The sequence below is a fragment of the Sphaerisporangium sp. NPDC005289 genome, from assembly GCF_040607455.1.
In the GTDB taxonomy this organism is placed as follows: Bacteria; Actinomycetota; Actinomycetes; order Streptosporangiales; family Streptosporangiaceae; genus Sphaerisporangium; species Sphaerisporangium rhizosphaerae.
This window is the reverse complement of the sequence record NZ_JBEXGS010000004.1, coordinates 69,187-91,895: the sequence shown is the minus strand read 5'-3', so window position 1 is coordinate 91,895 and position 22,709 is coordinate 69,187. Positions and strand designations below refer to the sequence as shown.

Sequence of the window (22,709 nt, the reverse complement as noted above, 5' to 3'; positions counted from 1 at the left end):
CGCGACCCCGGGCGTCGCCGTCACGGCCGCCCGTGGCCCGCGGCGCCCCCGTGGCCTCCGCGGTGCCGTGCTCGGTGGTCTTGCTGGTCTGGCTTCCGGAGCTCAATGGGTCCGCTCCCCCATCAACGTGCCGGCTCCCTCTGCGATCATGGCGGCCGCGAGGTCGCGACCGAGCTCCATGGCCGCCGAGGGATCACCGGCGGTGGACTTGCGCACCGACCGGGCGCCATCGATGGCGACCACGGTGGCGGTCAGGTTGAGAATGTGCCCGTCATCGGCCGCGTACGCACCTACGGGCGCGTGACAGCCGCCCTCCAGGGTGGCCAGCAGGGCGCGCTCGGCGGTGACGGCCGCGCGGGTGCGCGGGTCGTCCAGGACGGCGAGCAGCTCGACGAGGGCGGCGTCGTCGGCGCGGCACTCCACCGCGAGGGCCCCCTGGCCCGGCGCGGGAAGCATCTCGTCGACGTCGAAAAGCTGGGAGATCTCGGCCTCGCGGCCGATGCGCCCGAGCCCGGCGGCGGCCAGCACGACGGCGCTGAGCTCACCGGAGGTGACCTTGCCGATGCGGGTGTCGGCGTTGCCGCGGATCGGGACGTAGTCGAGGTCGGGGCGCAGCAGGCGGAGCTGGGCCACCCGGCGCGGGGAGCCGGTGCCCACGCGGGCGCCGGGCGGGAGGTCGGCGAGCCCCGCCGGGCCGACGAGCGCGTCGCGCGGGTCATCCCTGGGCGGGATGGCCGCGATGACCACGCGCGGGTCGGGCTTGGTCGGAAGATCCTTGAGGGAGTGGACCGCGAAGTCGATGTCGCCCGCGATGAGCTTGTCGCGCAGGGCGCTGACGAACACGCCGGTGCCGCCGAGCTGCGCGAGCTGGGTCTTGGTGACGTCGCCGAAGGTCGTGACGCCGACCAGCTCGACGGTGTGGCCGGTCAGCGCGGTGAGCCGGTCGGCCACCTGCCCCGACTGGGTCGTGGCCATCAGGCTCCTGCGGGTGCCCAGGCGCAGGACGCCGAGTTTCAGTGCCTCGCCGCTCATGCGTCCTCCTCGCCTGCGTGACCGGTGACCCCGGTCTCGACGGTCTCCACCTCGGCCACGTCGGCCCTCGTCACCGCCTCCGGTACCTTCGGGTTCAGGTCGAACAGCTCGCGCAGCGCCTCGGCATAATGATCACCCGCCGGGGACGCGGCCAACCGCTTGACACGCACCGTCGGCTCGTGGAGTAGTTTGTCCACGACCCTGCGGACGGTCTGCGCGATCTCGCCGCGCACCCGCTCGTCCATCTCGGGCACCCGGGTGACCAGGCGTCCGAGCTCGGCCTCCACGACGTCGGCGGCCTTGGACCGCAGGGCCACCACCGTCGGGGTGACCTTGGCCGCGCGCTCGGCGCGCAGATAGGCGCACACCTCGGCCGCCACGATCGCCCGGACCGCGGTGACGCCCTCGGAGACGCCGTCGCCGCCGTCGGCCTGGTCGCCGAGCCCGGCCTGCTGCATGGACTCAAGATCGACCAGCGTGACGCCGGGAACGGTGCGGACGCCGGGGTCCACGTCGTGTGGAAGCGCGAGGTCGAGCAGGAACAGCGGCTTGCCGCGCGGAACCCGCGCCACCATTTCGGTGTCGATGACAACGCTACCTGCTCCGGTGCATGAAATGACCAGGTCGGCGGCGGCGAGCTCGCGCTCGACGTCCGACAGCTCGACCGCACGGCCGCCGACGCTCTGCGCCAGGCGCGCGGCCCGCTCGAAGGTGCGGTTGGCCACCACGATGTCGGTCACGCCGGCCCGGCCGAGGGTCGCCGTGGACAGCGCGCTCATCGAGCCCGCGCCCACCACCAGCGCCCGCCTGCCCTGGAGGGGGCCGAGGACCCGCTCGGCCAGAGTGAGGCCCACGCCGACCAGCGACGCGCCCGCGCGGTCGATGCCGGTCTCGGTGTGGGCGCGCTTGCCGACGCGCAGCGCCTGCTGGGCCAGCTCGTTCAGGATGGTGCCCGCGGTGCCCTGCTCCTGGGCCAGGCGCAGCGACTGGCGCACCTGGCCGAGGATCTGCCCCTCGCCGACGACCATGGAGTCGAGGCCGCAGGCCACCGTGAACAGGTGCTCGACCACCCTGTCCTCGTAGTGGACGTACAGGTGGCGGGTGAGCTGCTCCTGGGGGACGCCGGAGTGCGCGCCGAGCATGCCGGTGACCGCGGTGACGCCGCCGTGGAAGCGGTCGACCTCGGCGTACACCTCGACCCGGTTGCAGGTGGAGACGATCATCACCTCGGACACGTGCTCGTCGCGGGCGATGTCGTGCAGCAGCTTCACTAAGGCGTCCCCGGACGCCGAGACGCGTTCGAGCAGCGCTACCGGCGCCGTCCGGTGGCTGAGACCTACCGCGAGAAGGCTCATGCGTCCATCGCCTCGGCCCAGTCCTCGGCCATCATGGGGCTCCCTGTTTCACGATCCGCTTTGCGCTGCTCATGGAACGCAAGAATCTGCAGTTCGGTCGAGAGGTCGACCTTGCGGACATCGACTCCGTCAGGCACGGTGAGCACGACGGGGGCGAAGTTCAAGATACTCGTGATCCCGGCCGCGATGACCCGGTCGGCCACCTGCTGGGCGGCCGCCGCGGGCGTCGCGATGACCACGATGGACACCCCCCGCTTGTCGATCACGCTTTCCAGCTCGTCTATGTGCTGCACGGCCATCCCCACGAGCTGCTCGCCGACCACGGCCGAGTCGGCGTCGAACAGCGCGGCCACCCGGAACCCCCGGGAGACGAACCCCCCATAGGCGGCGAGCGCGCGGCCGAGGTTGCCGACCCCGACGATGGCCACGGCCCAGTCCTGCGTCAGGCCCAGCTCGCGGGAGATCTGGTAGATCAGGTATTGGACGTCGTAGCCGACGCCGCGCGTCCCGTAGGACCCCAGGTGCGACAGGTCCTTGCGGAGCTTGGCGGAGTTCACCCCTGCGGCGACGGCCAGGTCTTCCGAGCTTACGGTGGCCGTGCCCCGTTCCGCGAGTCCGTTCAACGCGCGCAGGTAGAGCGGCAGCCGCGCGACGGTCGCATCGGGGATGCCACGTTCGCGCGCGTGGGACGGGCGGCGGGTCACTTGACCGGAGCTCCAGGGGACGGGCGGCCGGTGCGCCCCGGCCGCGCTCGCGTTGCGACGGATGTCGAGGAGAAGGGCGCAGGCATCCAGGTTAGTACCTTTGTGAAGCTATGCACAAAGTGCGAGCGCCTCCTCTCGGGTCCCAACTGTCGCAGGTAGGGGTGGCGGTCCCTGATCCGGCCCCGCCACTGTGATCGGTCGCACAGAGGGGGGTGCCGTTAGGCTGGGTCCATGCCTCCGCGCGACCACACGATCACCCTGCTCGGCAAACCCGGCTGCCACCTGTGCGACGACGCCAGGGCCGTCATCGAGAAGGTTGCGGCGGAGCTCGGGGTCGCCTGGGAGGAGCGCGACATCACCGCCTCCGAGGATGACCAGGCCGCCTACTGGGAGATGATCCCGGTCACCCTCATCGACGGCGTCCAGCACGACTTCTGGCGCGTCGACGAGGCGCGCCTGCGCGCCGCCCTGTCCGCCTGACGCCGCCGCCCCCTGCCCGGCTAGACCCTGAAGGCGGTCGGGAGGGGGACGACCTTGGCGGCGTTGACGTTGAGCTCGATGACGTTGGCGGCCAGCACATGGGCCACCCGCTCGCGGGCGAAGCGCTCCATGTGCGCCTGGCGCTGGTGCTCGCTGAAGGCCACCTCGTCCCGGTAGAGCTCGTACACGATGCGCTGCAGCGGGGCCGACTTGACCGCGTGGCAGACGAAGATCAGCGTGTCGGGCTCGCTGCGCTGCACGGCCTCGACGGTCTCCACCGCCAGCCGGTCGAACGCCTCACCCGACCCGTCGATCAGCGTGAACACGGTGAGCAGGCCATAGATGCTCGGCGAGGGCCGCACGGACGGGCCCGAGGGCAGCGGCGACTCGCCCCGGCGCCCGCCGGCGACGGGGATGTCCGGCCGGCCGAGGGTCTGGTTGATCTCGTTGCTGTTGAACAGCATGCCGGTGGCCGGCATCGCGGCGTCCGGCCCGGGGGCGCGGTGCGAGCCGTTCGGCCCGGCGAGGCCGGCGGCGGGGTCGAAGGGCCCCCGCCCGTGCTGCCCGGCCGGGTCGCCGGCCCCTTGCCCCTGATGGCCGCCCGCCGGGCGGCCCGGCGCTCCCGGCATGGGCGAGCCGTACGGGCCCGCGAGCCCCGGCGCGCCCTGCCCCGGAGCGCCGCCCGGGGCGTCGGGGTTGATGAACTCGCCGGTCATCGGACCGCCATAGCCACCCTGGCCGCCGGGCCCGCCCTGGCCCCCCGCTCCGCCGAAGCCGCCGGAGGGCTGCATGCGGGCCGCGTAGTCAACATCGCCCGGGTCGTTGGCGCGGTACTCGGCCACCAGGTCGCCGAGCCCGGAGCGGCGCGGCGGCGACATCGCCGGAGTCGCCGGCAGCGGCCCCGACGACTCGTAGGGGGCCTCGGGCTCGGCGGCCCGGCGGCGCGCGGCGGGACGCGCGTCGTCCCAGTCGTCGTCAGGGCCGTCGCGATCCTCGTCGTAGGGGGCGAGGGGGCGGGCGACGGCGTACCAGACGGCCCCGACCATGAGGATGGTCACCAGGGCCGCGAACACGCCGGGGATCGCGAAGCGCACGGCGCCCACCAGGGCGAGGCCCGTGGGCGCCAGCACCACGCCGGCGTGCATGTTGTCGGCGTCCACGTCGTCGCCGCCGCGCCAGCGCAGGACGGCGAGGATCAGGCAGCCGATGAGGATCAGATAGGTGATGGCGTGGGCGGCGTTCAGCAGGGCCGTCGGGATGATCGTCCAGTGGGTGTCCCCGAGCGGCAGGGTCGTGGTGAACTTCTCGGGGTTGCTCACCGGGTCGAGGATCAGGATGACCGTGGTGATCAATGTGAAGGCGATGCCGAAAAGCCAGGCGGCGAACTTCGCGGGGGCCTTCTCGGCGAGCATCTGGATCATGCCTATGGCCAGCCAGAACGGCGCGAGGAACGCCCCGGTGATCTGGTAGACCCTGAAGGTCACGGGCCCGAACTTCATCAGGTGCCCGATGGCGACGGCGCCCAGGGCCAGGCACAGCGCCGAGGTGGTGACGGTCCAGGCGATGAGCCAGCCGCTCCGGTCGTCCCTGAGACGTCCGACCAGGATGCCAGTGGTGATGGCGGCGAACAGCGCACCCGCGAAGGCGGTGACGGCAACGACGGCTTCCATGATGGCCCCAACTCTGCCGGACATTACCTCCAAACCGGTAGCCGGTGTCCGAAGTGCCGCAGCACTCCTGTTACGCGTGGTAGTTACTGAGGCAAAGTGGATTGTGTAATTTCCCGATGATTTCTAGAGTGTTCGAGCACGCACGCGCCCTTCCCTTTGCTCCCCAGGGATACCGGATGTCGAACTCATGGTCGGTCGCCGGGCTTTCCCCACCAGGATCGGCCGACACAGTGAACCCCACCCGCGCCGCCGCCGAGCAGCGCGAACGTCCCTCCCCGGACGCCGACGAACTGCGCAGGATCGTCCTGCGCGCCAAGACCGGCGACGCGGACGCCTTCGCGGCGCTGTACGACCGCTACGTCGATCTCGTCTATCGCTATGTCTACTTCCGGGTGGGCGGCCACGCGCTGGCGGAGGACATCACCAGCGAGACGTTCCTGCGGGCCCTGCGGCGCATCGCCGACTTCACCTGGCAGGGCAGGGACTTCGGCGCGTGGCTGGTGACCATCGCCAGGAACCTTGTGGCCGACCATTTCAAGTCCGGCCGCTACCGCATGGAGGTGTCCACCGCCGAGGTGCTGGACACCCCCATGGACGGGCCGCACATCCCGGAGAACGCGGTGGTGGCGACCATGGTCAGCGAGAGCGTCCTGCGGGCCGTCCGCGACCTCAACCCCGAGCAGCAGGAGTGCGTGGTCCTGCGCTTCCTGCACGGCATGTCGCTGGCCGAGACGGCGCTGATCATGGGCAAGAAGAGCGGCGCGATCAAGGCCCTGCAGTTCCGCGCGGTCCGCGCGCTCGCCAGGGCTCTTCCGGACGATCTCAATTGATCTAGGGTGACCCTCGCGAGGGATCTCCGGCCGGCGGGGCGGCCGTAACCTGATGGCTCCCCGCATCGTTGGGCATGTAGCACCTATGGATCATCGTAGTGGGCGCGGCAGGGAGCTTTCATGGGCAAGTGGGGGCCTACGCGGTGGCCGCACAGGCGTTCGTCCGCCGGCAGCCGTCGGCGCCCTCAACCCCATTTCGCGGCCCGGCTCCGCGCGATGGGCGCCGAGCCCGCCCACGGCCCGAGCCCCGACTTCCGCGCCCGGCTCCGCGAGGAGATCCTGGCCGCCCAGGTCACCGGCCCCGATCTCGAGCCGGACACCGGGCGGCGCCGTCGCCGCCCCCCGCTCCTCGTCCGGCTGCGGCCGGGCGCGCTGATCGTCGCCCTGACCGCCGTGATGGTGGTCACCGGGGTCCAGACCTACGCCTCGGTGCCCGGCGACAACCTCTACCCGATCAAGCGGGCCGCCGAGGCGACCGTGCTGAGCCTCACCACCGACGACATCGAACGCGCCCAGCGCGAGCTGACGGCCGCCCACTCCCGCGCCACCGAGGCCGCCGCGCTGCTCGGCTACCCCGACTCCCGGCGTGAGCGGCTCATCGGTCCCACCCTGGACGAGATGACCTCCACCACCCGGTCGGCGCTGTCGGCGCTCGGGCACGTCAAGCGGCAGGGGACGCACGCCCCGGCGCTCAAGCGCTTCACCAAGGAACAGCGCGACGTCGTCGAGCCGATGATCCCCCAGCTCGGCGGCGACGACCGCATGAAGGCCAGCGCCTACCTCGACATGATCGAGGACATGACCCCCTGACGGGCCCCGCGACCCACACGAAGGGCGGTGCGGCAGGCCCTTTCGGACGCCGCCGCGTGCCCGAACGGTCACGCCACGCTAACGCCACGTACACCGACTCCACCCCCTCCTCCCCGTTAAGCTGAGGTGCTATGAGGCGGTTACTGCGACGGCACACCGAGGCCGAGATAGCCGGGGAGGTCGCCGCGGCGGCGGCGGTGTCGTCGCCGGTCGCCGAGCCCGACCCCACCGCCGCGGCCTTCTTCGACGTCGACAACACGATGATGCGCGGCGCCTCGATCTACCACTTCGCCCGCGGGCTCGCCTCCCGCGGGCTGTTCACCACCAAGGACCTGGTGATGTTCGCGCTCGGCCAGGCCCTGTTCCGGGTGCGCGGCAACGAGAACCCCGAGCACATCGCCCGGGCCAAGGAGACCGCCCTGGCGTTCGTCGTCGGCCTCAAGGTGGACGACGTCGTGCGCCTCGGCGAAGAGATCTACGACGAGGTCATGGCCGACCGCATCTGGGCAGGCACCCGCGCGCTCGCGCAGAGCCACCTGGACAACGGCCAGCGCGTCTGGCTGGTGACCGCCACCCCGGTCGAGCTGTCCCGCGTGATCGCCCAGCGCCTCGGGCTGACCGGCGCGCTCGGCACGGTCGCCGAGACCGAGAACGGCGTCTACACCGGCCGCCTCGTGGGCGACCTGCTGCACGGCCCCGCCAAGGCCGAGGCGGTCAAGGCGCTGGCCCGCCGCGAGGGCCTCGACCTGTCGCGCTGCACCGCCTACAGCGACTCCGCCAACGACCTGCCCCTCCTCCGGCTGGTCGGCCACCCGATCGCGGTGAACCCCGACGGCCTGCTGCTCGAGCAGGCCAGGAAGAACGAGTGGGCGGTCAAGGACTTCCGCACCGGGCGCAGGGCCACCATGATCGGGCTTCCCATCGCGGCGGGCGCGGGCGCCGTGGCGGGCGGCATCGCCGCCGCCATCGCCCTCAGGAAGCACTACCGCTCCGCCTGAGCCGACCGTCCGTGGGCGGCCCGGCGAGTGGGCATGGCAGACTCGTGGCGGCCGTTTTCCGGAAAGTCGCCGCGGAGGATCACCTTGCGTCACGTGGAGCCCGAGGTCCGTCTCATCGCCCGCCCCCGGCTGGACTACGACGAGGTCGCCGGCTATCTCGCCGAGGTGGGCGGGGACAACTGGCTCGAGAGGGTCGACCGCGGCGAGATGGACGACGCGCAGAACCTCGCCGAGTTCGCCGGGCGCATCTGCTACCGCTCCTGGGAGCCGGGGCTGAACCCCAACGTCACCCGCATCCGCACCGACCAGGAGGACTACCTCCGCAACATCCTGGCCAGCGCCCATGGCTCGGTGCTGGAGCACGTGAGCTTCTCGTTCGTCCTGCACGACGTCAGCCGGGTGGCCACGCACGAACTGGTCCGCCACCGGGCCGGCACGGCGGTCTCGCAGGAGTCGCTGCGCTTCGTGCGGCTGGACGACCTGCCGTTCTGGTTCCCCCAGTGGGCCCTCGCCGATCCGGAGTTGATGGAACGGGCGAGCGAGCTGCTCGGGCGGATGGAGGAGTTCCAGCACTGGATGGCCGGCCACTTCGGGCTGGACGAGCAGGGCGTGCCCTTCGGCGAGAAGAAGGCCAAGACCTCCTTCATGCGGCGCTTCGCGCCCGAAGGCCTGGCCACCGGCATGGTGTGGACCGCCAACGTGCGCACCCTTCGGCACGTCATCGAGAACCGCACGGCGGCGGGAGCCGAGGAGGAGATCCGGCTGATCTTCGGCAAGGTCGGCGAGCTGATGGCCAAGGAGGCCCCCGCCCTGTTCGGCGACTACACCGTCGAGAACGGCGTCTGGACCCCCGGCTGGCGCAAGGTCTGACCTCGGCGACGCCGCCCGGCCCTCGGGTCCGGCTCCTGCGACCGCCGGCCTTCGATCCCCGCACGCCGGCTTGGGACCCCCGCACCGCCGGCTTTCGACGCCGCGGCCGTCCTATCGCCGGCCGAGGCCGTTGAGCAGGGTGTCCACGACGAGATCGGCGGCCCGGGGCGGCTCCAGCTCGGGGAACCGGTGGGCGGCGGCGTCGACGAGGTCGTCCAGGGTGGCGCGGGCCCAGGCGACCGGCACGTCCCCGCGCAGCAGCCCCTCGTCGGCCGCCCGCTGGAGGAACCTGTCGAGCCGCGCGCTCTGCGCCTGTCTGCGGACGCTCGCGGCCGGGTCGGCGCGCATCATCTTGCGCACGTCCACCGGCCACTCGCGGCTCATCGGGACGATGCCCTCCACGTAGCGGTGCAGCGCCACCGCCACCGGGGCCTCCACCAGCCGGGCCTCGTCCAGCACGCGCTCCGCGGAGTCGAGCTTGGCCTGGAAGACGGCGGCGAGCAGGGCCTCACGGGTGGGGAAGCGCCGGTAGACGGTGCGCCGGTCGACCCCGGCCTCGGCGGCGATCGTGCCCATGCTGGTCGAGGGGTCCTCGGCCAGCAGGCGGGCGCCGGTGCGCAGGACCGCGTCCAGGTTGCGCGCGGCATCAGCTCTCATGACTCTGCCACTCTACCCGTGTGTGGCACATCACATTCTCTCCGACTCGTTGATGGGGCATAAAGTGGCATTACTGTCACGTTAGTGTGTCAGTTGGCGAAGCGACCACGCAGCGCCCCACGTCAGAAGGAGAACGGATCATGAGGACCTGGCTGGTCACAGGCGGTTCGAGCGGCATCGGCCGCGACCTGGTCGAGGCCGTGCTCGCGCACGGCGACCAGGTGGTGGCGACCTCGCGCGCCCCCGAGGCGCTCGGCGACCTCGCGCGGCGGCACGACGGACGCCTGCTTCCCGTCGCGCTGGACGTCACCGACCCCGCCGCCGTCCGGGCCGTGGTGGAGGCGGCCGCCGAGCGGTTCGGCTCGCTGGACGTCGTGGTCAACAACGCCGGCTACGCCACCAGCGCCGCCATCGAGGAGTTCCCCGAGGAGGAGTTCCGCGCCCAGATCGAGGTCAACCTGTTCGGGGTGGTCAACGTGACCAGGGCCGTGCTGCCGTTCATGCGACGCCGGCGCTCCGGCCACATCGTCCAGATCTCCTCCATCGGCGGACGCGTGGGCGGCAGCCCCGGCCTCAGCGCCTACCAGACGGCCAAGTTCGGCGTCGAGGGCTTCTCGGAGGTGCTGGCCAACGAGGTGGCGCCCCTCGGCGTCAAGGTGACCATCGTCGAGCCCGGCGGCTTCCGCACGAACTGGAACGCCGGCGCCGCCACCGCGCAGGCCCCCGTCGGCGAGGACTACGACCAGACCATCGGCGAGTGGCTGCGCATGCGCGCCCGCTACGGCGGCAGCGAGCCGGGCGACCCCGCCCGCGCGGCCCAGGCGATCATCGCCGTCGTCGAGGCCGAGGAGCCGCCGCGACGCCTGCTGCTCGGCTCCGACGCCCTGACCTCCGCCCTGCGCTCCGCCGACGAACGAACCGCCGAAGCCCGTAAGTGGGCCCCGCTCACCACCTCCACCGACTACCCACCCACCCCCTGACCTCGGCCACCACCAAGCGGCCCGCACCTGAGAGCGTTCCAGCGCTCGGCGAAAGGACGGTTCAGGCGGACAGCAGCAACTCGGCTCGGTCGTCCTCCGACAGCCCTGCCTCGCACAGCCGGTCTCTCAACTCCCGGTGCGCCTGCCAGACCTCCGGAGAGACGCCAGGAAGGTCGTACACGTACTCCACGATGACGGCGACCTCCTCGGCGACGCCCAGGACGAAGTGCTTGATCGCCTCGACGGCGTCTCGCAGCTCCGCGAGAGTCTCGGCGGACACCCCCGATCGAATCGGGGCATCGACGGGACCGGCGTACCAGACTTCGCCATCAAGATCGAGGGCGCGTTCCCGGCTGACGCGGAAGGTCACCCGGCGGACGGTCGAGGTCAAAGCAACCAGCCCTTTCCGAAGACATGCTCAAGATCGGCCTGCAGGTCGTTCAGCGCGCGCGAGGTGATGCCCCTCACCGGCACGCTCGCGCGAGCCACGACGACCTGACGGTCGTCGTCGAGCAAGAGTAGGCGAAACAGCGGTGTCGTCTCGGCCCAATCGACACGCATGCCGAGGTCGCGGGTCAGCGTGTAGATCCGATCGCGGATCTCCTGATAGGTCGTCAGCACACCGTGACAATATGACTACGCGATGCTTACGGTCCGAAGAATCTCGGCAGTTGAACACCTCACCGTGGACTGCCCCGATCCAGCCAGGGGACCGTCTAGAAGAACGGGGGGAAGGCGTGGCCTCGTTGGAGGCGTAGGTGGTTGAGTTGCTGCTGGATGAGTTCGCGGACCTGGTCGGTGAGGTTGAAGACCAGCATCGGGTCCTCGGCCTCCTCCGGGTCGTACTCGTCGGTGCGCACCGGCTCGCCGAACTGGATCATCCACTTGGACGGCAGGGGCACCAGCCCGAGCGGTCCGAGCCAGGGGAACAGCGGCGTGATCGGGATGTAGGGCAGGCCGAGCAGCCGGGCGAGCGAACGGAAGTCGCCGATCTTGGGGTAGATCTCCTCGGCGCCGACGATGGCGCACGGGATGATCGGCACCTGGGCGCGGATCGCCGAGGCCACGAACCCGCCGCGCCCGAAACGCTGGAGCTTGTACCGCTCGGAGAACGGCTTGCCGACGCCCTTGAAGCCTTCGGGGAACACCCCGACCAGCTCGCCCTTGCGCATGAGCCGGTCGGCGTCCTCGGGGCAGGCGAGCGTGTGGCCGGACTTGCGGGACAGGTGGCCGAGGACGGGGAGCTGGTAGACCAGATCGGCGCCGAGCAGCCGCAGCGCGCGGTGCGCGGGGTGCTCGTCGTGCAGCGCGACCTGGAGCATCAGCGCGTCGACGGGGACGGTGCCCGAGTGGTTGGCGACCACGAGCGCGCCCGCCTCGCCGGGCACGTTGGCCAGGCCGGTGGTCTCGACGCGGAACCAGTGGCGGTAGAGCGGGCGGATCAGCTCAAGGAGCACCTTGTCGTTCAGTTCGGGATCGAACCCGAACTCGTCGACCTCGTACTCCCCGGCGACGCGCCTGCGCAGGAAGTCCAGCAGGGCGGCCAGGCGGTCCTCGACGGCACTCGCGCCGCCGTCGGTGGCCCGGCGCCGCGCCGCGGTGATGGGGATGACCCGGGCTGTTCCGGGCTCCTCATCACGAAAGTCATGCGGTATCTCTGTCTTCTTCACCGTCGCGCACCCCCACCCAGCACTGTCGACAGCCAGTCGATCACAGTGAGTGGCATACCGCCAAACAAGCCACGCGAGTGGAGGAAGTCGTCGAACGCCGACGCGGTGGAGAACTTGGGCCGCCAGTCGAGCTCGGCGGCGAGCCGGCCGGCGTCCACAGCGCGCCCGTAGCTCATCAGGCCGAGCTGTTCGGGGGAGAACTCGACGCGCCCGGCGCCGCGCGCCAGGTCGCCGAGGACGCGGAAGGCGGTGGAGAGCACCGGGAGGGCCGGGCGGCCACTCCTGCGCACGCACTGTGACAGGAGCATGATGCCGTCACCGGCGACGTTGTAGGTGCCGGGGTGGTCTTCCAGGGCCATGCGCCGCAGCACCTCGACGCCGTCGTCCTCGTGGACGAACTGCAGGCGCGGGTCGAAGCCGAACACCGTCGGCAGCACGGGCAGCTCGAAGTAGCGGGTCAGCGGCGAGTCGACGCCGGGGCCCATGAAGTTGGCGAAGCGCAGCGTCGAGACCGAGACGTCGGGCCGCCGCCTGGCGAATCCGCGCACGTAGGACTCCACCTCGGTGGCGTCCTTGGCGTAGCCGCGGATCGGGGCGTCGACCGGTTCGGTGTCCTCGGTGAACACCGCCGGGTCGTGCGGGGACGAGCCGTAGACGGCCGTGGTCGAGCGCACCACGACCTTCCGCACCGTCGCCGACCGCTGGCATGCGCCGAGCAGCTGCATGGTGCCGATGACGTTGTGCTCTTTCATCGACGAGCGGCCGGCGGCGCCCGACGGGGCGCTCACCAGGCTCATGTGCACGACGGTGTCGATGTCCGCGGCCGCGATGACACGCGCGATGTCCGGGCTGCGCAGATCAACCCGGACGAACTCGGTGCGGCCCAGCTCGACGCCGCCGCCGCCCAGCGATTTCGAGGACGGCGGCGCGGTGTCCACTCCGATGACCCGGTCGATGTCCGGGTCGGCAGCGAGGACGCTCGCCACCCGGGCACCGATGTGCCGGGAGACTCCCGTGACGAGCACGGTGTGTGTCATCGCCGCCTCGCAGAATCACTCGCTCGTGGTCGCGCTCGGCTCGGGCTCACCGGGATGGCGATGGTGAGATCGACCCGCCCGGCCCGCCGCTCTGCGTTGTCGGTCCGCGCTACTACTTCTTGTTACGCCGCTGGATGCGGGTCTTCTTGAGAAGCTTGCGGTGCTTCTTCTTCGCCATGCGCTTACGACGCTTCTTGATCACAGAGCCCACGGGACCCCCAGGTGAAGGTAGGTTGGTCAACATCAATGTGCGCGAGACGGCGGGTCGCATACCACCCGCGGCTCGGACGCGCCGTAGGCACGGCACACCTGAACCACGGGACGGCGCCTCGCCAAGGCACACACCGATCCAACAGCCTACCGGCGATTCGCGGTCGATCGCCCCCTGGGGGGAACCCGCGTGGCCGCCGGACGTCAATGACCGGCGACCGGACGACGCGGGCGGCCGGCCGCCCACCTCGCTTCCGGTCAGGTCCGCGTCATCGCGGACCCCGCGTTCGACATCAGCGAGTTCGGCGAACGACCGGTGATGTCATCACTGATCCATTCAACCCGCTTCGATGAACGCATCCCTGAGGTAGTCGTGCACCGCCTGCTCAGGCACCCTGAAGGATCGCCCGACCCGGATGGCCGGTAACTCGCCTGAGTGAACCAGCCGGTACACCGTCATCTTGGACACCCGCATGACGGTGGCGACCTCTGCCACCGTCAGGAACTTCACCTCGCTGAGAGGTCTTTCGCCTGCACCCATCGGACGCCTCTTCCGCACGTGTTTCCGGGTTATCCCCACTGGTGCCATTGCTCACGCACGTGTACTGCTGTCAGCGTAGAACGCGACTCCGATCGCGCAAACCCCCTATTCCATCAGTGATCGGAGACTCCTGCCACCAGAACGGGAGAAGTCGCTGGCCAGCAGCCAGGCCGAGCCCTGATCTCGATCTGTCACTCGGTCCAACCGTGTCCCATTAGAGTCGCTTGGGATCACAAAAAAGTTGGCAAACGGTCGACGCGCCAGACCCAATACACGCGCGAAACGGAAGTTAGGGCCAGACCGGAATAGGTGCCGATCGCCTCACAGGTCACTCTCGACCCGTGCGATCAGATACGAGGTCAACGGAGCGTAGTGCCGGGGGAACACATTGTCGTCCAGCGGCACGGTGACGGCGATCTTGCCCTCGGCCTCGCCGACGAACAGCCCGGGGTCGTTGCTGTCGGCGAATCCGACCGTCTCGACCCCCGCCTCGCCGGCCGCGCCCGCCCACCCGTGGTCGGCGATCACCAGATCGGGCCGGTCCCCGTCGAGCCGGGCGAGCATCGCCTGCATCGGCGCCGGGTCGTGAGAGTGCACCAGCGCGCCGCCGTCGGCCAGCACGGCCACCTCGTCGAAGTACATGACGCGGCGCTTGCGGCCCAGGCCGCCGCTGGAGATCATCAGGCCCTCCGCCGGGGTGAGCAGCGTCGCGCCGCGCGCGGCGGCGAACCGGGCGAGGGCGAGGTGGATCGTCATGATCCCGGTGGGGTGGCCGGTGGCGATGATGATGCGCGGGTCGGGCTTGCGCAGCGCGGCCGCGATGCGCGCGGCCATCCCTTCGAGGGCGTCGATGGTGCGCTCGGGGTCGATGGCGTCCTGGCCCGCCCGGTGCTCGGGATCGTCGATCACGCCCGCGGACTTGGCCATGAGCGCGAGCACGTCCCGGTAGGTCCACTCGTTGTCGAAAGTGAGGCCGAACATGTAGTACGGGTCAGCGAGGGCGAGGGAGCGGTAGTGGTCGAGGTTGTTCTCCCGGCTGGTCGCGATGTTCCCGGCGATCTTCGTGTCCACCAGGTGCTGGGTCAGCTCACTCCTTGTGGGTGGGCTCGCGGTCTGCATGATCATCTCCGTGCGCTCAGCGGCCGGCCGGCGTCCACGGCGTCACGCCGGCGGCTCGACCAGGCAGGACCACGGCGCTGGGTCACCCCGTGGAACGACGGATCACCGCGCGGATCGCCAGGAGCGCTCGATCGACAGGTCCCACACGATCGTAACCATCTGACAAATGACGAAATTCCGTTTTCTTCGGGAGCCGGTGGCGGGGAGAGCGGGCACGGCCCCTTCTGCCTAGTCTGCGCCTGCGGCTCCGCGGGCGGGCCACCGGGCGCGCTCAGGGCATCGGATCGAGGCCGTGGAGGGGGAAGACGGCCTTGCGCGTCGCCATGATCGCGCGGTCCACCGGGTCCGCCGGGTCGTACCCCGACGAGAAGTCGTGGTAGTCGGGCCGGCGGCCGTCGGTCATGTGCAGCGGCGGCACCTCGCCCGTGCGCAGCGCGACGTACTCGCGCCAGCTCTCAGGAGTGACCGTCTGCGGGTCGACCGGCTCCCCGGCCGCCTCGGCGATCAGATGGCTCCACGCGCGCGGCACCACCTGGACCAGCTCGTACCCTCCGCCGCCGGTGGCCACCCACCGGCCGCCCGCCGTCTCGTGCGCCAGAGCGTGCAGCGCGGCGTACGCCTGCCGCTGGCAGTCCAGGCTGAGCATGAAATGAGCCAGCGGGTCCAGCGCGTGGCCGTCGCACCCCTGCTGGCTGAACAGCACGTCGGGCTGGAACTCGCGCAGCAGCGGCGGGACGACCGCGTGGAAGGCGCGCAGCCACCCCGCGTCGCCGCACCCGGCCGGGAGCGCGACGTTGACGGCCGTCCCGTCGACGCCGGTCTCGCTGGGGAAGCCGGTGCCGGGGAACAGCGTGCGCGGGCTCTCGTGCAGGCTGATCGTCAGCACCCGCGGATCGTCGTAGAAGATCGCCTGGACGCCGTCGCCGTGGTGGACGTCCACATCGACGTAGGCGACGCGGCGCGCGCCCTGCTCCAGCATCCAGGCGATGCCCGCCGCCGGGTCGTTGTAGACGCAGAAGCCGCTGGCCGCGCCCGGCATCGCGTGGTGGAGCCCGCCGGCGATGTTCAGCGCGTGCTCGGCCGCTCCCGTCCACACCGCCCGGCACGCCTCGATGGAGGCGCCGGTGATCAGCGCGGACGCCTCGTGCACGCCGGCGAAGGCCGGGTTGTCGACCGTGCCGAGGCCGCAGGACAGATCGGGCAGCCCGGTCGCCGAGACGCGCTTGACCGCCTCGATGTAGTCGCGCCGGTGCACCAGGGCGAGCTCGTCGTCGGTCGCCGGCGCGCAGCCCACCATCTCGACCTTGTCCAGCACCCCGAGGTCGCGCGCCAGCGCCATCGTCAGCTCGACGCGGATCGGCGCCAGGGGATGCCCGGGCCCGAAGTCGTAGGAGATCAGCTTGTCGTCCCAGACGACCCGCACGGACCGGCTCATTCGATCACCAGCTCTCCGCGCCACCCCATGAAACGACCGTACCGCACGAGGGATCGGTTCATTCGGCGCGCAGGGCGATGACCGGGTCGAGCCGCGCCGCGCGGCGGGCGGGCGCGACGCCGAAGAAGACCCCGACGCCCGCCGAGACCCCGAACGCCAGCGCCACCGACCACCAGGTGATCGCGGCCGGCACCGGCGAGACCGCCTGGATCAGCAGGGAGCCGCCCACGCCGATCAGGATGCCGATGACGCCGCCGATCGTGGTGAGCAGCACCGCCTCGATGAGGAACTGCCCGAGCACGTCGCGCTGCCGGGCGCCGAGCGCCTTGCGCAGGCCGATCTCGCGCGTGCGCTCCCGCACGCTCACCAGCATGATGTTGGAGACGCCGACCCCGCCCACCAGCAGCGAGATGCCGGCGATGGCGGCCAGGACGCCGGTCAGCATGCCGAGCACGCTGCCGATGGTGCCGAGGAGCTGCGTCTGGGTGACCGCGCTGAACCGCTCGCCCGGGTAGCGGCCCTCAAGCCCGCGCAGGACGCGCTGCCGCAGCGGCTCGATCTCGTCCGGGCCGGAGGCCCCGACCGCGATGCCGTTGATCCGCGACAGGCCGATCAGCCGCTGCGCCGTGGTGACCGGGACGTGCACCTCCTGGTCACGCGCCACGCCGAAGGTCGCACCCACCGGCTCGTACAGCCCGATGACGCGGAAGCGCACGCCGGCGATGGTGACCTGCCGGCCGATCGGGTCGAGGTCCCCGAACAGCTTGGCCCCGACCTCCGAGCCGAGCACCGCGACGCGCCGCCGGGTGTCCACGTCGGTCCCGCTGAGGTACCTGCCCCGGCGCAGCGGGCGTTCGAAGATGTTCGGCAGGTTCTCGTCGGTGCCGGTGATGGTGGCGAAGACCTCGGTACGGCCCACGCGCACCGACTCCCCGGAGTTGACCGCGACGGTGACCTTGCCGGGGTCGCCGACCACGCGGCGGACGTAGGCGACGTCGGCGAGGTCCAGGCGGCTCTGGGTGGGGGCCGCGCCGAGCCCCACCTGGCCGGGCACGACGAGGATGATGTTGCTGCCGAGCCCGGCGATCTCCCCCTCGACCGCCTCCTTGGCGCCGGTGCCGATGGCGACCAGGATCACCACGGCCGACACGCCGATGACGACGCCGAACATCGTCAGCGCGCTGCGCAGCCGGTTGACCCGCAGCGCCTCCAGCGCCATGCGCAGCGCCTCGGCGCTCCTCACGGCCGATCACCCCGGACCGGCCCGTCCCCGGCGGCCGGGCCGCCCCCGCGAACCGGGCCCTCAGGGCGAGCCGGCCCCCCGTCCCGGTCGGCGCGCCCGGGCGGCGCCGCCGGGTCGTCCCGTTCGTCGCGTTCGATGACGCCGTCGCGGACGTGGACGCGGCGGCGGGCGAGGTCGGCCACCTCGCGCTCGTGGGTGACCAGCACCACCGCCACCCCCCGCTCGGAGTTCAGGTCGGCCAGGATGCCCATCACCTCCCGGCCGTTGCGGGAGTCGAGGTTCCCGGTCGGCTCGTCCGCCAGCACCACCTTGGGATCGCCCACGAGGGCGCGGGCGATGGCCACCCGCTGCTGCTCGCCGCCGGACATCTGGGAGGGCCGGTGGTCCAGGCGGTGCGCGAGCCCCACGGCCGACAGCGCCCGCCTGGCCCGCTCCCTGCGCTCGGCCCGGCCCACCCCCCGGTACACCAGGGGCAGGGCCACGTTCTCCAGCGCGGAGGTGCGCCCGAGCAGGTGGAAGGACTGGAACACGAAGCCCACGGCCTGGTTGCGCAGCTCGGCGAGCCCGGTGTCGTCCAGCGTGGACACCTCCACCCCGTCCACCCGCAACGTGCCCGAGGTGGGCCGGTCCAGGCAGCCGAGCAGGTGCATGAGCGTCGACTTGCCCGATCCGGACGGGCCGACGATGGCGACGAACTCGCCGTGGTCGATGCGCAGGCTCACCCCGCGCAGCGCGTCCACCGACACCCCCTCCAGCTTGTAGGAGCGGGTGAGGTCGACGGCCTCGAAGGCGGGGGCAGGCGTTCCGGCGTCCCGCGCCTGCCGGTCCTCCGGCCGCGGCCGGCCCGCGGCCGTCATGTGAGCTTCTGGTCCTGCCGCACGGTGTCGGCGCCCTTGACGACGACCCGCTCCCCCGGCGTCAGGCCCCGTGCCACCTCGACCAGGGCGTCGCCCTGGGCGCCCAGCTTGACCACCCTGCGCTCCGCCGTGCCGTCGGCGCGCACGACCCACACCACGGTGTCCCTGCCGCTGGTGACGACGCTCGCCGCGGGCACCGCCACCGCGTCGGGCGACTCGCGCACGGTCAGCCGGACGACGGCGCTCATGCCCGGTTTGGGGGGCGGCGCCTGCCCGCCGTCGTCGTAGACGCCCTCGCCGAGGGTGAGCCGCACGGGGTAGCTCACCCCGCCGGTGGTGCCCTCCTTGGGCGTCACGCCCACGCCGGCGACCTTCGCCCGGTAGGTGGCCCCGGAGACGGCGTCCAGTTCGGCTTCCGCCTTCACGCCGCGGGTGACCAGGAGCACGTCGGTCTCGTCCACGTCGGCGGACAGCGTCAGCCGCGAGACGTCGGTCACGGTGGCGATGGCGTCGCCCGCCGCGACCGGCACCCCTGCGGCGATCGGGCCCGCGGAGCCCGCGGCCGCCGCGCCGCCGCCGGACGCGCCCGCGGCGGCTCCGGCCTGGCCGGACAGGCCCGCCGGGAGTTGGCCGAGCAGGGAGCCGAGGCCGGAGGCGCCGCCGCCGGACGGCCCGCCCAGCGTGACCACCCCGTCGAAGGGCGCCTTGATCGTCAGGCCCTTCACCGTCGCGCCCGCCACCTTCACCGCGGCCCTCGCCTGGCTCCTGGATGCCGCCTGCAGGGAGGACATCGACGCGGCGAGCCCGCCGAGCCCCGTACCGATCTGGCCGCTGACCTGGGAGAGCGTCTGGTTGACCGACCGGGTGAGGCTCTGGGTGATCTGGTCGAGCGCCGCGCGCTGGGCGCGATGCTGGGTCTCGGCGGCGGCGACGGCGGCCAGGAGCTGCGCGCGCACCCGCCTGTCCTGGATCTTCCCGGCCGCGGCGCGGGCTCTGGCGAACCCGCGCGCCACCTCGCGGTCGAGGGGGGCGGCGAGGTTCGGCCCGGCGAGCCGGATGCTCGGGGCCGGCGCCACGCCGCCGAGCCGCACCGGCCTGGACGCCTGCCGTTCGGCGCGGCGCGCCTGGTCGAGCTGGTCCTTCGCCTGCGGGGAGCTGATGCGGGCGAGGATCTCCCCCTTGTCCACCGTGTCGCCGTCGCGGACGTACAGCTTCGCGACCGTGCCGGCCGCCGGGGATCGCAGGGTGGCCGTGGCGCGGGCGCCGACGGTGCCGGGGGCCTCGACGACCTCGCTGACGGGGGCGCGCCGGACCTCGCCGATCTGCGCCTTGGGCGTCTCGTCCTGGGTGCAGGCCGACACGAGCAGGGTGAGACCGATGAAAAGCGGGGGGATACCGCGACGGATCGTCACCCGGCCCATCGTAGGAGGGAGATCCCCGGCCCGGCTTGGGCCCCCGCGCCCACCGGGACGGGCGGTATCGGCGGGCCCGGGACCGGCCATGCGGGCCCGAGTACCGCCGAGGCGTCCCCGCTGCCGCTCAGGCGGCCGGACAGCACCGGCGGACCGGCTCGGGCGGCTCGGGGCGCTCAGGCGGTTCCGAGGGCCGCTCAGGCGGTCTCGGAGACGCGGCGCAGGCGCCGGATCGCCGGCACCGACAGCAGCAGGACGCACCCGCAGACGGCGACGACCGAGGAGATCGTGAGCACCTGGCCCGCGCCGAGCAGCGAGGCCGCCGGCCCGCTGAGGGCCTGGCCGACCGGGATCGCCATGACCGAGCCGGCCACCTCGTAGGCGTGGACGCGGTTCAGCACCTCCGGCGCCACCTGCGTCTGGACGCTGGTCATCCACATGACGCCCCAGAAGGCCGACCCCGTGCCCGCGAGGAGGTGGCAGGCGGCCATCACCGGCAGCGGGAGACCGAGCGTGATCGACAGGGGCTGGAGGGCGAGCAGGAACAGCGCCGTCGCGCCGGCGGCCAGCGGCCGGGCGGGTTTGAGGCGCATGGCGATGACGCCGCCCATGATGGTGCCGGCGCCGTAGGCGGAGGTGACGAAGCCGAAGCCGGTGGCGTCGTAGGCCTGGCTCACGAGAAGGGCGCCGAGCGGGGTCACCGGCCCGAAGACCGCGATGCCCATCACCGCCCAGACGAGGATCACCCCCCACATCCATGTGCGGGAGCGGAACTCCCGCCATCCCTCCTTGAGGTTGCCGAACACCGTCCCCTCCCGGGCCGCGGGGGGAGCCCCGCGCAGCCGCAGCAGGGCCAGGCAGAGCGCGCTGACGCCGAAGCCGGCGGCGTCGATCAGGAAGACCACGCCGACCTCCGCGAAGGCGACCAGCAGGCCGGCGACCGAGGGGCCGATGAGGAGCATGAGCGACTCGGAGGTGCGCTGGGTGGCCACCGCGCGCTGGACGTCCCTGGCGATGCGCGGCACCAGGCTCGCCAGTCCCGGCTGGAACATGGCGGCGGCGATGCCGTTGACCGCCGAGATGGCCATGAGCTGCCACAACGCGGGGGTGCCGGTGAGGAAGAGCACCGCCGTGACGGTCTGGGACACAAGGCGCGCGAGGTCGGCGCCGACCATCATGCGGCGCGGGGTGAAGCGGTCGGCGAAGACCCCGCCGAACAGCACCAGCGCGGCCATCGGCACCGTCGAGGCGGCCAGCGTGTAGCCGATGCCGCTCGCCCCGTACCCGGCCCGCAGGACGCCGAGCGCCATCGCGACCGGCACCATGGCCGTGCCCAGCATCGAGACCGACCTCGCGGTGAAGAACAGCCGGAAATCGCGCGTCCACACCGCGGGCCCGGCGGGCCGTCCGTCCACAGCCGCCGTCATCGTGCCCCCATGCCCGCCGCCCCTTCCACCGGCCACGGGCACTCTATTAGCAAACTTTCCTAACGGTTACGCCGCCCCCCGCCGTGGGGCCTCACGACGGTTTGCGGGTGGTCCATAGTCGTATTGGCGGAATGTCGGAACTAGGGTGTTCGCCGTACCAGGTAACTTCTCGCCCCGGAGGCAGATCTCTTGACGGCGACACCCGCGGACCCCCGGTGGGCCCGGCTCAAAGAGCGGTTCGCGTCCATCGACAGCGACGGCGACGGGTTCATCACCGACGCCGAGTACCTCCAGCACTTCCCGCACCTGCCCGCCGAGGCGCTGGGCGCGCTGGAGCGGGAGGTGGACGCCGACGGCGACGGCCGCATCTCCTTCGAGGAGTTCCTCCGGCTGGTCCCCGAGAACGACTGACCCGGGAAATCCGCCCCGGAGAGGACCGGGCCGGAGCGGCCGGCGTGTGAGCGGCCGAACCGAAAAGGACCGGCCCGGGACGAGCGGCCCGCGCGGGCGGCGGGGCGCGAGGCGCCCGCGGCGGGGTCAGCCGGCCGCGAGCTGGCGGCTGCGGTCGCGGGCGGCCTCGATGGCCGCCAGGAAGGCCGCCCGGACGCTGTGGCGCTCGAGTTCGGCGATGGCCGCGATGGTGGTGCCGCCGGGCGAGGTGACCGCCTCGCGCAGAATCACCGGGTGCTCCCCGGAGTCGCGCAGCATGATCGCCGCGCCGACGATCGACTGGGTGACCATGTCCAGCGCCGCCGCCCGGGGCATGCCGAGCAGGATGCCGGCGTCCACCATGGCCTCGACCAGGTAGAAGAAGTAGGCCGGGCCGCTGCCGGACAGCGCGGTCGCGGCGTCCTGCTGCGACTCGGGGATGCGCAGCACCTTGCCGACCGGCGACAGCAGGTCCTCGGCGTGCCGCAGGTGCGTCTCGGCGGCGTGGGCGCCGGCCGAGATGACGCTCATGGCCTCGTCGACCAGCACGGGGGTGTTGGACATCACGCGCACGACCGGGACCTCGTCGCCGAGGCGCGACTCGACGAAGGAGGTCGTGATGCCGGCCGCCACCGTGACCACGAGCTTGCCGGCCGGGACGTGCGGGGCGATCTCGGTGAGCAGGGCCGCCATGTCCTGCGGCTTGACCGCCAGGATCAGCGTCTCGCCGATCTTGGCGGCCTCGCTGTTGGACACGACCCGCACGCCGTGGCGCTCGCGCAACGCCTGGGCGCGCTCCTCGCGCCGGGCGGTCGCCACGATCTCGTCCCGCTTGACGCCGGCGCGCAGCAACCCTGACAGCAGGGCCTCGCCCATCTTGCCGGTTCCGAGAATCGCGATCATCTCAGCGCACCTCGTGTAGGAGTCGGGGAACGCTCGAAGC

25 protein-coding genes are annotated in these 22,709 nt (G+C 71.9%); 7 read left to right on the top strand and 18 right to left on the bottom strand.

The genetic code is table 11. The features are described from left to right. Positions 1-102: 102 nt before the first annotated feature. Genes hemC through ABZT47_RS08795 form a run of 3 tightly spaced genes read right to left on the bottom strand, consistent with a single transcriptional unit; the run spans position 103 to position 3,091 of the window. Positions 103-1,032, bottom strand: a complete 930-nt coding sequence (gene hemC, locus ABZT47_RS08805; protein ID WP_354837799.1) for a hydroxymethylbilane synthase — start codon at positions 1,030-1,032, stop codon at positions 103-105. Continuing rightward, positions 1,029-2,387: a glutamyl-tRNA reductase gene (locus ABZT47_RS08800; protein WP_354837797.1), complete on the bottom strand. Its 1,359-nt coding sequence runs from the start codon at positions 2,385-2,387 to the stop codon at positions 1,029-1,031. Before ABZT47_RS08800 ends, hemC begins: the two co-directional genes overlap by 4 nt. Beyond that, the gene (locus tag ABZT47_RS08795; protein WP_354837795.1) at positions 2,384-3,091 is read right to left on the bottom strand and encodes a redox-sensing transcriptional repressor Rex; all 708 of its coding nucleotides are present in this window, start codon (positions 3,089-3,091) and stop codon (positions 2,384-2,386) included. Before ABZT47_RS08795 ends, ABZT47_RS08800 begins: the two co-directional genes overlap by 4 nt. A gap of 231 nt (positions 3,092-3,322) precedes the next feature. Between ABZT47_RS08795 and ABZT47_RS08790 the strand changes: the two genes are divergently transcribed. Further along, positions 3,323-3,571, top strand: a complete 249-nt coding sequence (locus ABZT47_RS08790) for a glutaredoxin family protein (protein ID WP_354837793.1) — start codon at positions 3,323-3,325, stop codon at positions 3,569-3,571. Positions 3,572-3,591: 20 nt separating this feature from the next. Here ABZT47_RS08790 and ABZT47_RS08785 read toward each other — a convergent pair whose 3' ends face one another. Beyond that, complete coding sequence (locus tag ABZT47_RS08785) at positions 3,592-5,241, bottom strand: hypothetical protein (RefSeq protein ID WP_354837791.1); 1,650 nt, start codon at positions 5,239-5,241, stop codon at positions 3,592-3,594. A gap of 230 nt (positions 5,242-5,471) precedes the next feature. Between ABZT47_RS08785 and ABZT47_RS08780 the strand changes: the two genes are divergently transcribed. From ABZT47_RS08780 to thyX, 4 genes are all read left to right on the top strand, one after another. Continuing rightward, a complete protein-coding gene (locus ABZT47_RS08780) occupies positions 5,472-6,071 on the top strand; it encodes a sigma-70 family RNA polymerase sigma factor (RefSeq protein ID WP_354837789.1) in 600 nt (199 codons plus the stop codon). A 216-nt stretch (positions 6,072-6,287) separates the two neighbouring features. Continuing rightward, positions 6,288-6,881: a DUF5667 domain-containing protein gene (locus ABZT47_RS08775; protein ID WP_354837787.1), complete on the top strand. Its 594-nt coding sequence runs from the start codon at positions 6,288-6,290 to the stop codon at positions 6,879-6,881. A 131-nt stretch (positions 6,882-7,012) separates the two neighbouring features. After that, the gene (locus ABZT47_RS08770) at positions 7,013-7,879 is read left to right on the top strand and encodes an HAD-IB family hydrolase (RefSeq protein WP_354837785.1); all 867 of its coding nucleotides are present in this window, start codon (positions 7,013-7,015) and stop codon (positions 7,877-7,879) included. Between the two features lie 84 nt (positions 7,880-7,963). Continuing rightward, complete coding sequence (gene thyX, locus ABZT47_RS08765; protein ID WP_354837783.1) at positions 7,964-8,749, top strand: FAD-dependent thymidylate synthase; 786 nt, start codon at positions 7,964-7,966, stop codon at positions 8,747-8,749. 111 nt (positions 8,750-8,860) lie between these two features. Here thyX and ABZT47_RS08760 read toward each other — a convergent pair whose 3' ends face one another. Beyond that, entirely contained in the window at positions 8,861-9,406 is a 546-nt protein-coding gene (locus ABZT47_RS08760) for a helix-turn-helix domain-containing protein (RefSeq protein WP_354837781.1), read from the bottom strand. A gap of 140 nt (positions 9,407-9,546) precedes the next feature. On the opposite strand from ABZT47_RS08760, the gene ABZT47_RS08755 reads away from it, so the two are divergent. Beyond that, positions 9,547-10,386: an oxidoreductase gene (locus tag ABZT47_RS08755; protein ID WP_354837779.1), complete on the top strand. Its 840-nt coding sequence runs from the start codon at positions 9,547-9,549 to the stop codon at positions 10,384-10,386. 61 nt (positions 10,387-10,447) lie between these two features. Here the strand turns inward: ABZT47_RS08755 and ABZT47_RS08750 are convergent, their stop codons facing one another. The 12 genes from ABZT47_RS08750 to ABZT47_RS08695 form a co-directional block, all read right to left on the bottom strand. Then, on the bottom strand, positions 10,448-10,777 hold the full coding sequence (locus ABZT47_RS08750) for a hypothetical protein (protein ID WP_354837777.1): 330 nt from the start codon (positions 10,775-10,777) through the stop codon (positions 10,448-10,450). Beyond that, complete coding sequence (locus tag ABZT47_RS08745) at positions 10,774-11,007, bottom strand: hypothetical protein (protein WP_354837775.1); 234 nt, start codon at positions 11,005-11,007, stop codon at positions 10,774-10,776. The genes ABZT47_RS08750 and ABZT47_RS08745 overlap by 4 nt, the downstream gene beginning before the upstream one ends. A gap of 95 nt (positions 11,008-11,102) precedes the next feature. Then, positions 11,103-11,990 carry a lysophospholipid acyltransferase family protein gene (locus tag ABZT47_RS08740; RefSeq protein ID WP_354838716.1) on the bottom strand — a complete coding sequence of 296 codons (888 nt, stop codon included), beginning with the start codon at positions 11,988-11,990 and terminating at the stop codon, positions 11,103-11,105. Between the two features lie 62 nt (positions 11,991-12,052). Next, entirely contained in the window at positions 12,053-13,093 is a 1,041-nt protein-coding gene (locus tag ABZT47_RS08735; RefSeq protein ID WP_354837773.1) for an NAD-dependent epimerase/dehydratase family protein, read from the bottom strand. A gap of 112 nt (positions 13,094-13,205) precedes the next feature. Continuing rightward, positions 13,206-13,304, bottom strand: a complete 99-nt coding sequence (locus ABZT47_RS08730; protein WP_018654693.1) for an AURKAIP1/COX24 domain-containing protein — start codon at positions 13,302-13,304, stop codon at positions 13,206-13,208. Between the two features lie 336 nt (positions 13,305-13,640). Beyond that, positions 13,641-13,844 (bottom strand): helix-turn-helix domain-containing protein, encoded by a 204-nt coding sequence (locus ABZT47_RS08725; RefSeq protein ID WP_030456159.1) that lies wholly within the window; start codon positions 13,842-13,844, stop codon positions 13,641-13,643. 321 nt (positions 13,845-14,165) lie between these two features. Beyond that, positions 14,166-14,963, bottom strand: coding sequence for a phosphatase (locus tag ABZT47_RS08720; RefSeq protein WP_354837766.1), 798 nt, complete (start codon positions 14,961-14,963; stop codon positions 14,166-14,168). Positions 14,964-15,234: 271 nt separating this feature from the next. Beyond that, positions 15,235-16,398 carry an acetoin utilization protein AcuC gene (locus ABZT47_RS08715; RefSeq protein WP_354837764.1) on the bottom strand — a complete coding sequence of 388 codons (1,164 nt, stop codon included), beginning with the start codon at positions 16,396-16,398 and terminating at the stop codon, positions 15,235-15,237. Between the two features lie 58 nt (positions 16,399-16,456). Next, positions 16,457-17,641 (bottom strand): ABC transporter permease, encoded by a 1,185-nt coding sequence (locus ABZT47_RS08710; RefSeq protein WP_354837762.1) that lies wholly within the window; start codon positions 17,639-17,641, stop codon positions 16,457-16,459. After that, complete coding sequence (locus ABZT47_RS08705) at positions 17,638-18,498, bottom strand: ABC transporter ATP-binding protein (protein ID WP_354837759.1); 861 nt, start codon at positions 18,496-18,498, stop codon at positions 17,638-17,640. Before ABZT47_RS08705 ends, ABZT47_RS08710 begins: the two co-directional genes overlap by 4 nt. Beyond that, a complete protein-coding gene (locus tag ABZT47_RS08700; RefSeq protein WP_354837757.1) occupies positions 18,495-19,910 on the bottom strand; it encodes an HlyD family efflux transporter periplasmic adaptor subunit in 1,416 nt (471 codons plus the stop codon). The genes ABZT47_RS08705 and ABZT47_RS08700 overlap by 4 nt, the downstream gene beginning before the upstream one ends. Positions 19,911-20,107: 197 nt before the next feature. Continuing rightward, positions 20,108-21,337 (bottom strand): MFS transporter, encoded by a 1,230-nt coding sequence (locus tag ABZT47_RS08695; RefSeq protein ID WP_354837755.1) that lies wholly within the window; start codon positions 21,335-21,337, stop codon positions 20,108-20,110. A gap of 189 nt (positions 21,338-21,526) precedes the next feature. On the opposite strand from ABZT47_RS08695, the gene ABZT47_RS08690 reads away from it, so the two are divergent. Continuing rightward, positions 21,527-21,748, top strand: a complete 222-nt coding sequence (locus ABZT47_RS08690) for an EF-hand domain-containing protein (protein ID WP_354837753.1) — start codon at positions 21,527-21,529, stop codon at positions 21,746-21,748. Between the two features lie 126 nt (positions 21,749-21,874). Here the strand turns inward: ABZT47_RS08690 and proC are convergent, their stop codons facing one another. Then, positions 21,875-22,669 (bottom strand): pyrroline-5-carboxylate reductase, encoded by a 795-nt coding sequence (proC, locus tag ABZT47_RS08685; RefSeq protein WP_354837751.1) that lies wholly within the window; start codon positions 22,667-22,669, stop codon positions 21,875-21,877. Between the last annotated feature and the right edge of the window lie 40 nt (positions 22,670-22,709).

Coding starts and splice junctions, on each gene's coding strand:
- hemC (WP_354837799.1), bottom strand. CDS start 1,032: ATGAGCGGCGAGGCACTGAAACTCGGCGTCCTGCGCCTGGGCACCCGC.
- ABZT47_RS08800 (WP_354837797.1), bottom strand. CDS start 2,387: ATGAGCCTTCTCGCGGTAGGTCTCAGCCACCGGACGGCGCCGGTAGCG.
- ABZT47_RS08790 (WP_354837793.1), top strand. CDS start 3,323: ATGCCTCCGCGCGACCACACGATCACCCTGCTCGGCAAACCCGGCTGC.
- ABZT47_RS08785 (WP_354837791.1), bottom strand. CDS start 5,241: ATGGAAGCCGTCGTTGCCGTCACCGCCTTCGCGGGTGCGCTGTTCGCC.
- ABZT47_RS08775 (WP_354837787.1), top strand. CDS start 6,288: ATGGGCGCCGAGCCCGCCCACGGCCCGAGCCCCGACTTCCGCGCCCGG.
- ABZT47_RS08770 (WP_354837785.1), top strand. CDS start 7,013: ATGAGGCGGTTACTGCGACGGCACACCGAGGCCGAGATAGCCGGGGAG.
- ABZT47_RS08760 (WP_354837781.1), bottom strand. CDS start 9,406: ATGAGAGCTGATGCCGCGCGCAACCTGGACGCGGTCCTGCGCACCGGC.
- ABZT47_RS08755 (WP_354837779.1), top strand. CDS start 9,547: ATGAGGACCTGGCTGGTCACAGGCGGTTCGAGCGGCATCGGCCGCGAC.
- ABZT47_RS08735 (WP_354837773.1), bottom strand. CDS start 13,093: ATGACACACACCGTGCTCGTCACGGGAGTCTCCCGGCACATCGGTGCC.
- ABZT47_RS08725 (WP_030456159.1), bottom strand. CDS start 13,844: ATGGGTGCAGGCGAAAGACCTCTCAGCGAGGTGAAGTTCCTGACGGTG.
- ABZT47_RS08720 (WP_354837766.1), bottom strand. CDS start 14,963: ATGCAGACCGCGAGCCCACCCACAAGGAGTGAGCTGACCCAGCACCTG.
- ABZT47_RS08715 (WP_354837764.1), bottom strand. CDS start 16,398: ATGAGCCGGTCCGTGCGGGTCGTCTGGGACGACAAGCTGATCTCCTAC.
- ABZT47_RS08705 (WP_354837759.1), bottom strand. CDS start 18,498: ATGACGGCCGCGGGCCGGCCGCGGCCGGAGGACCGGCAGGCGCGGGAC.
- ABZT47_RS08695 (WP_354837755.1), bottom strand. CDS start 21,337: ATGACGGCGGCTGTGGACGGACGGCCCGCCGGGCCCGCGGTGTGGACG.
- proC (WP_354837751.1), bottom strand. CDS start 22,669: ATGATCGCGATTCTCGGAACCGGCAAGATGGGCGAGGCCCTGCTGTCA.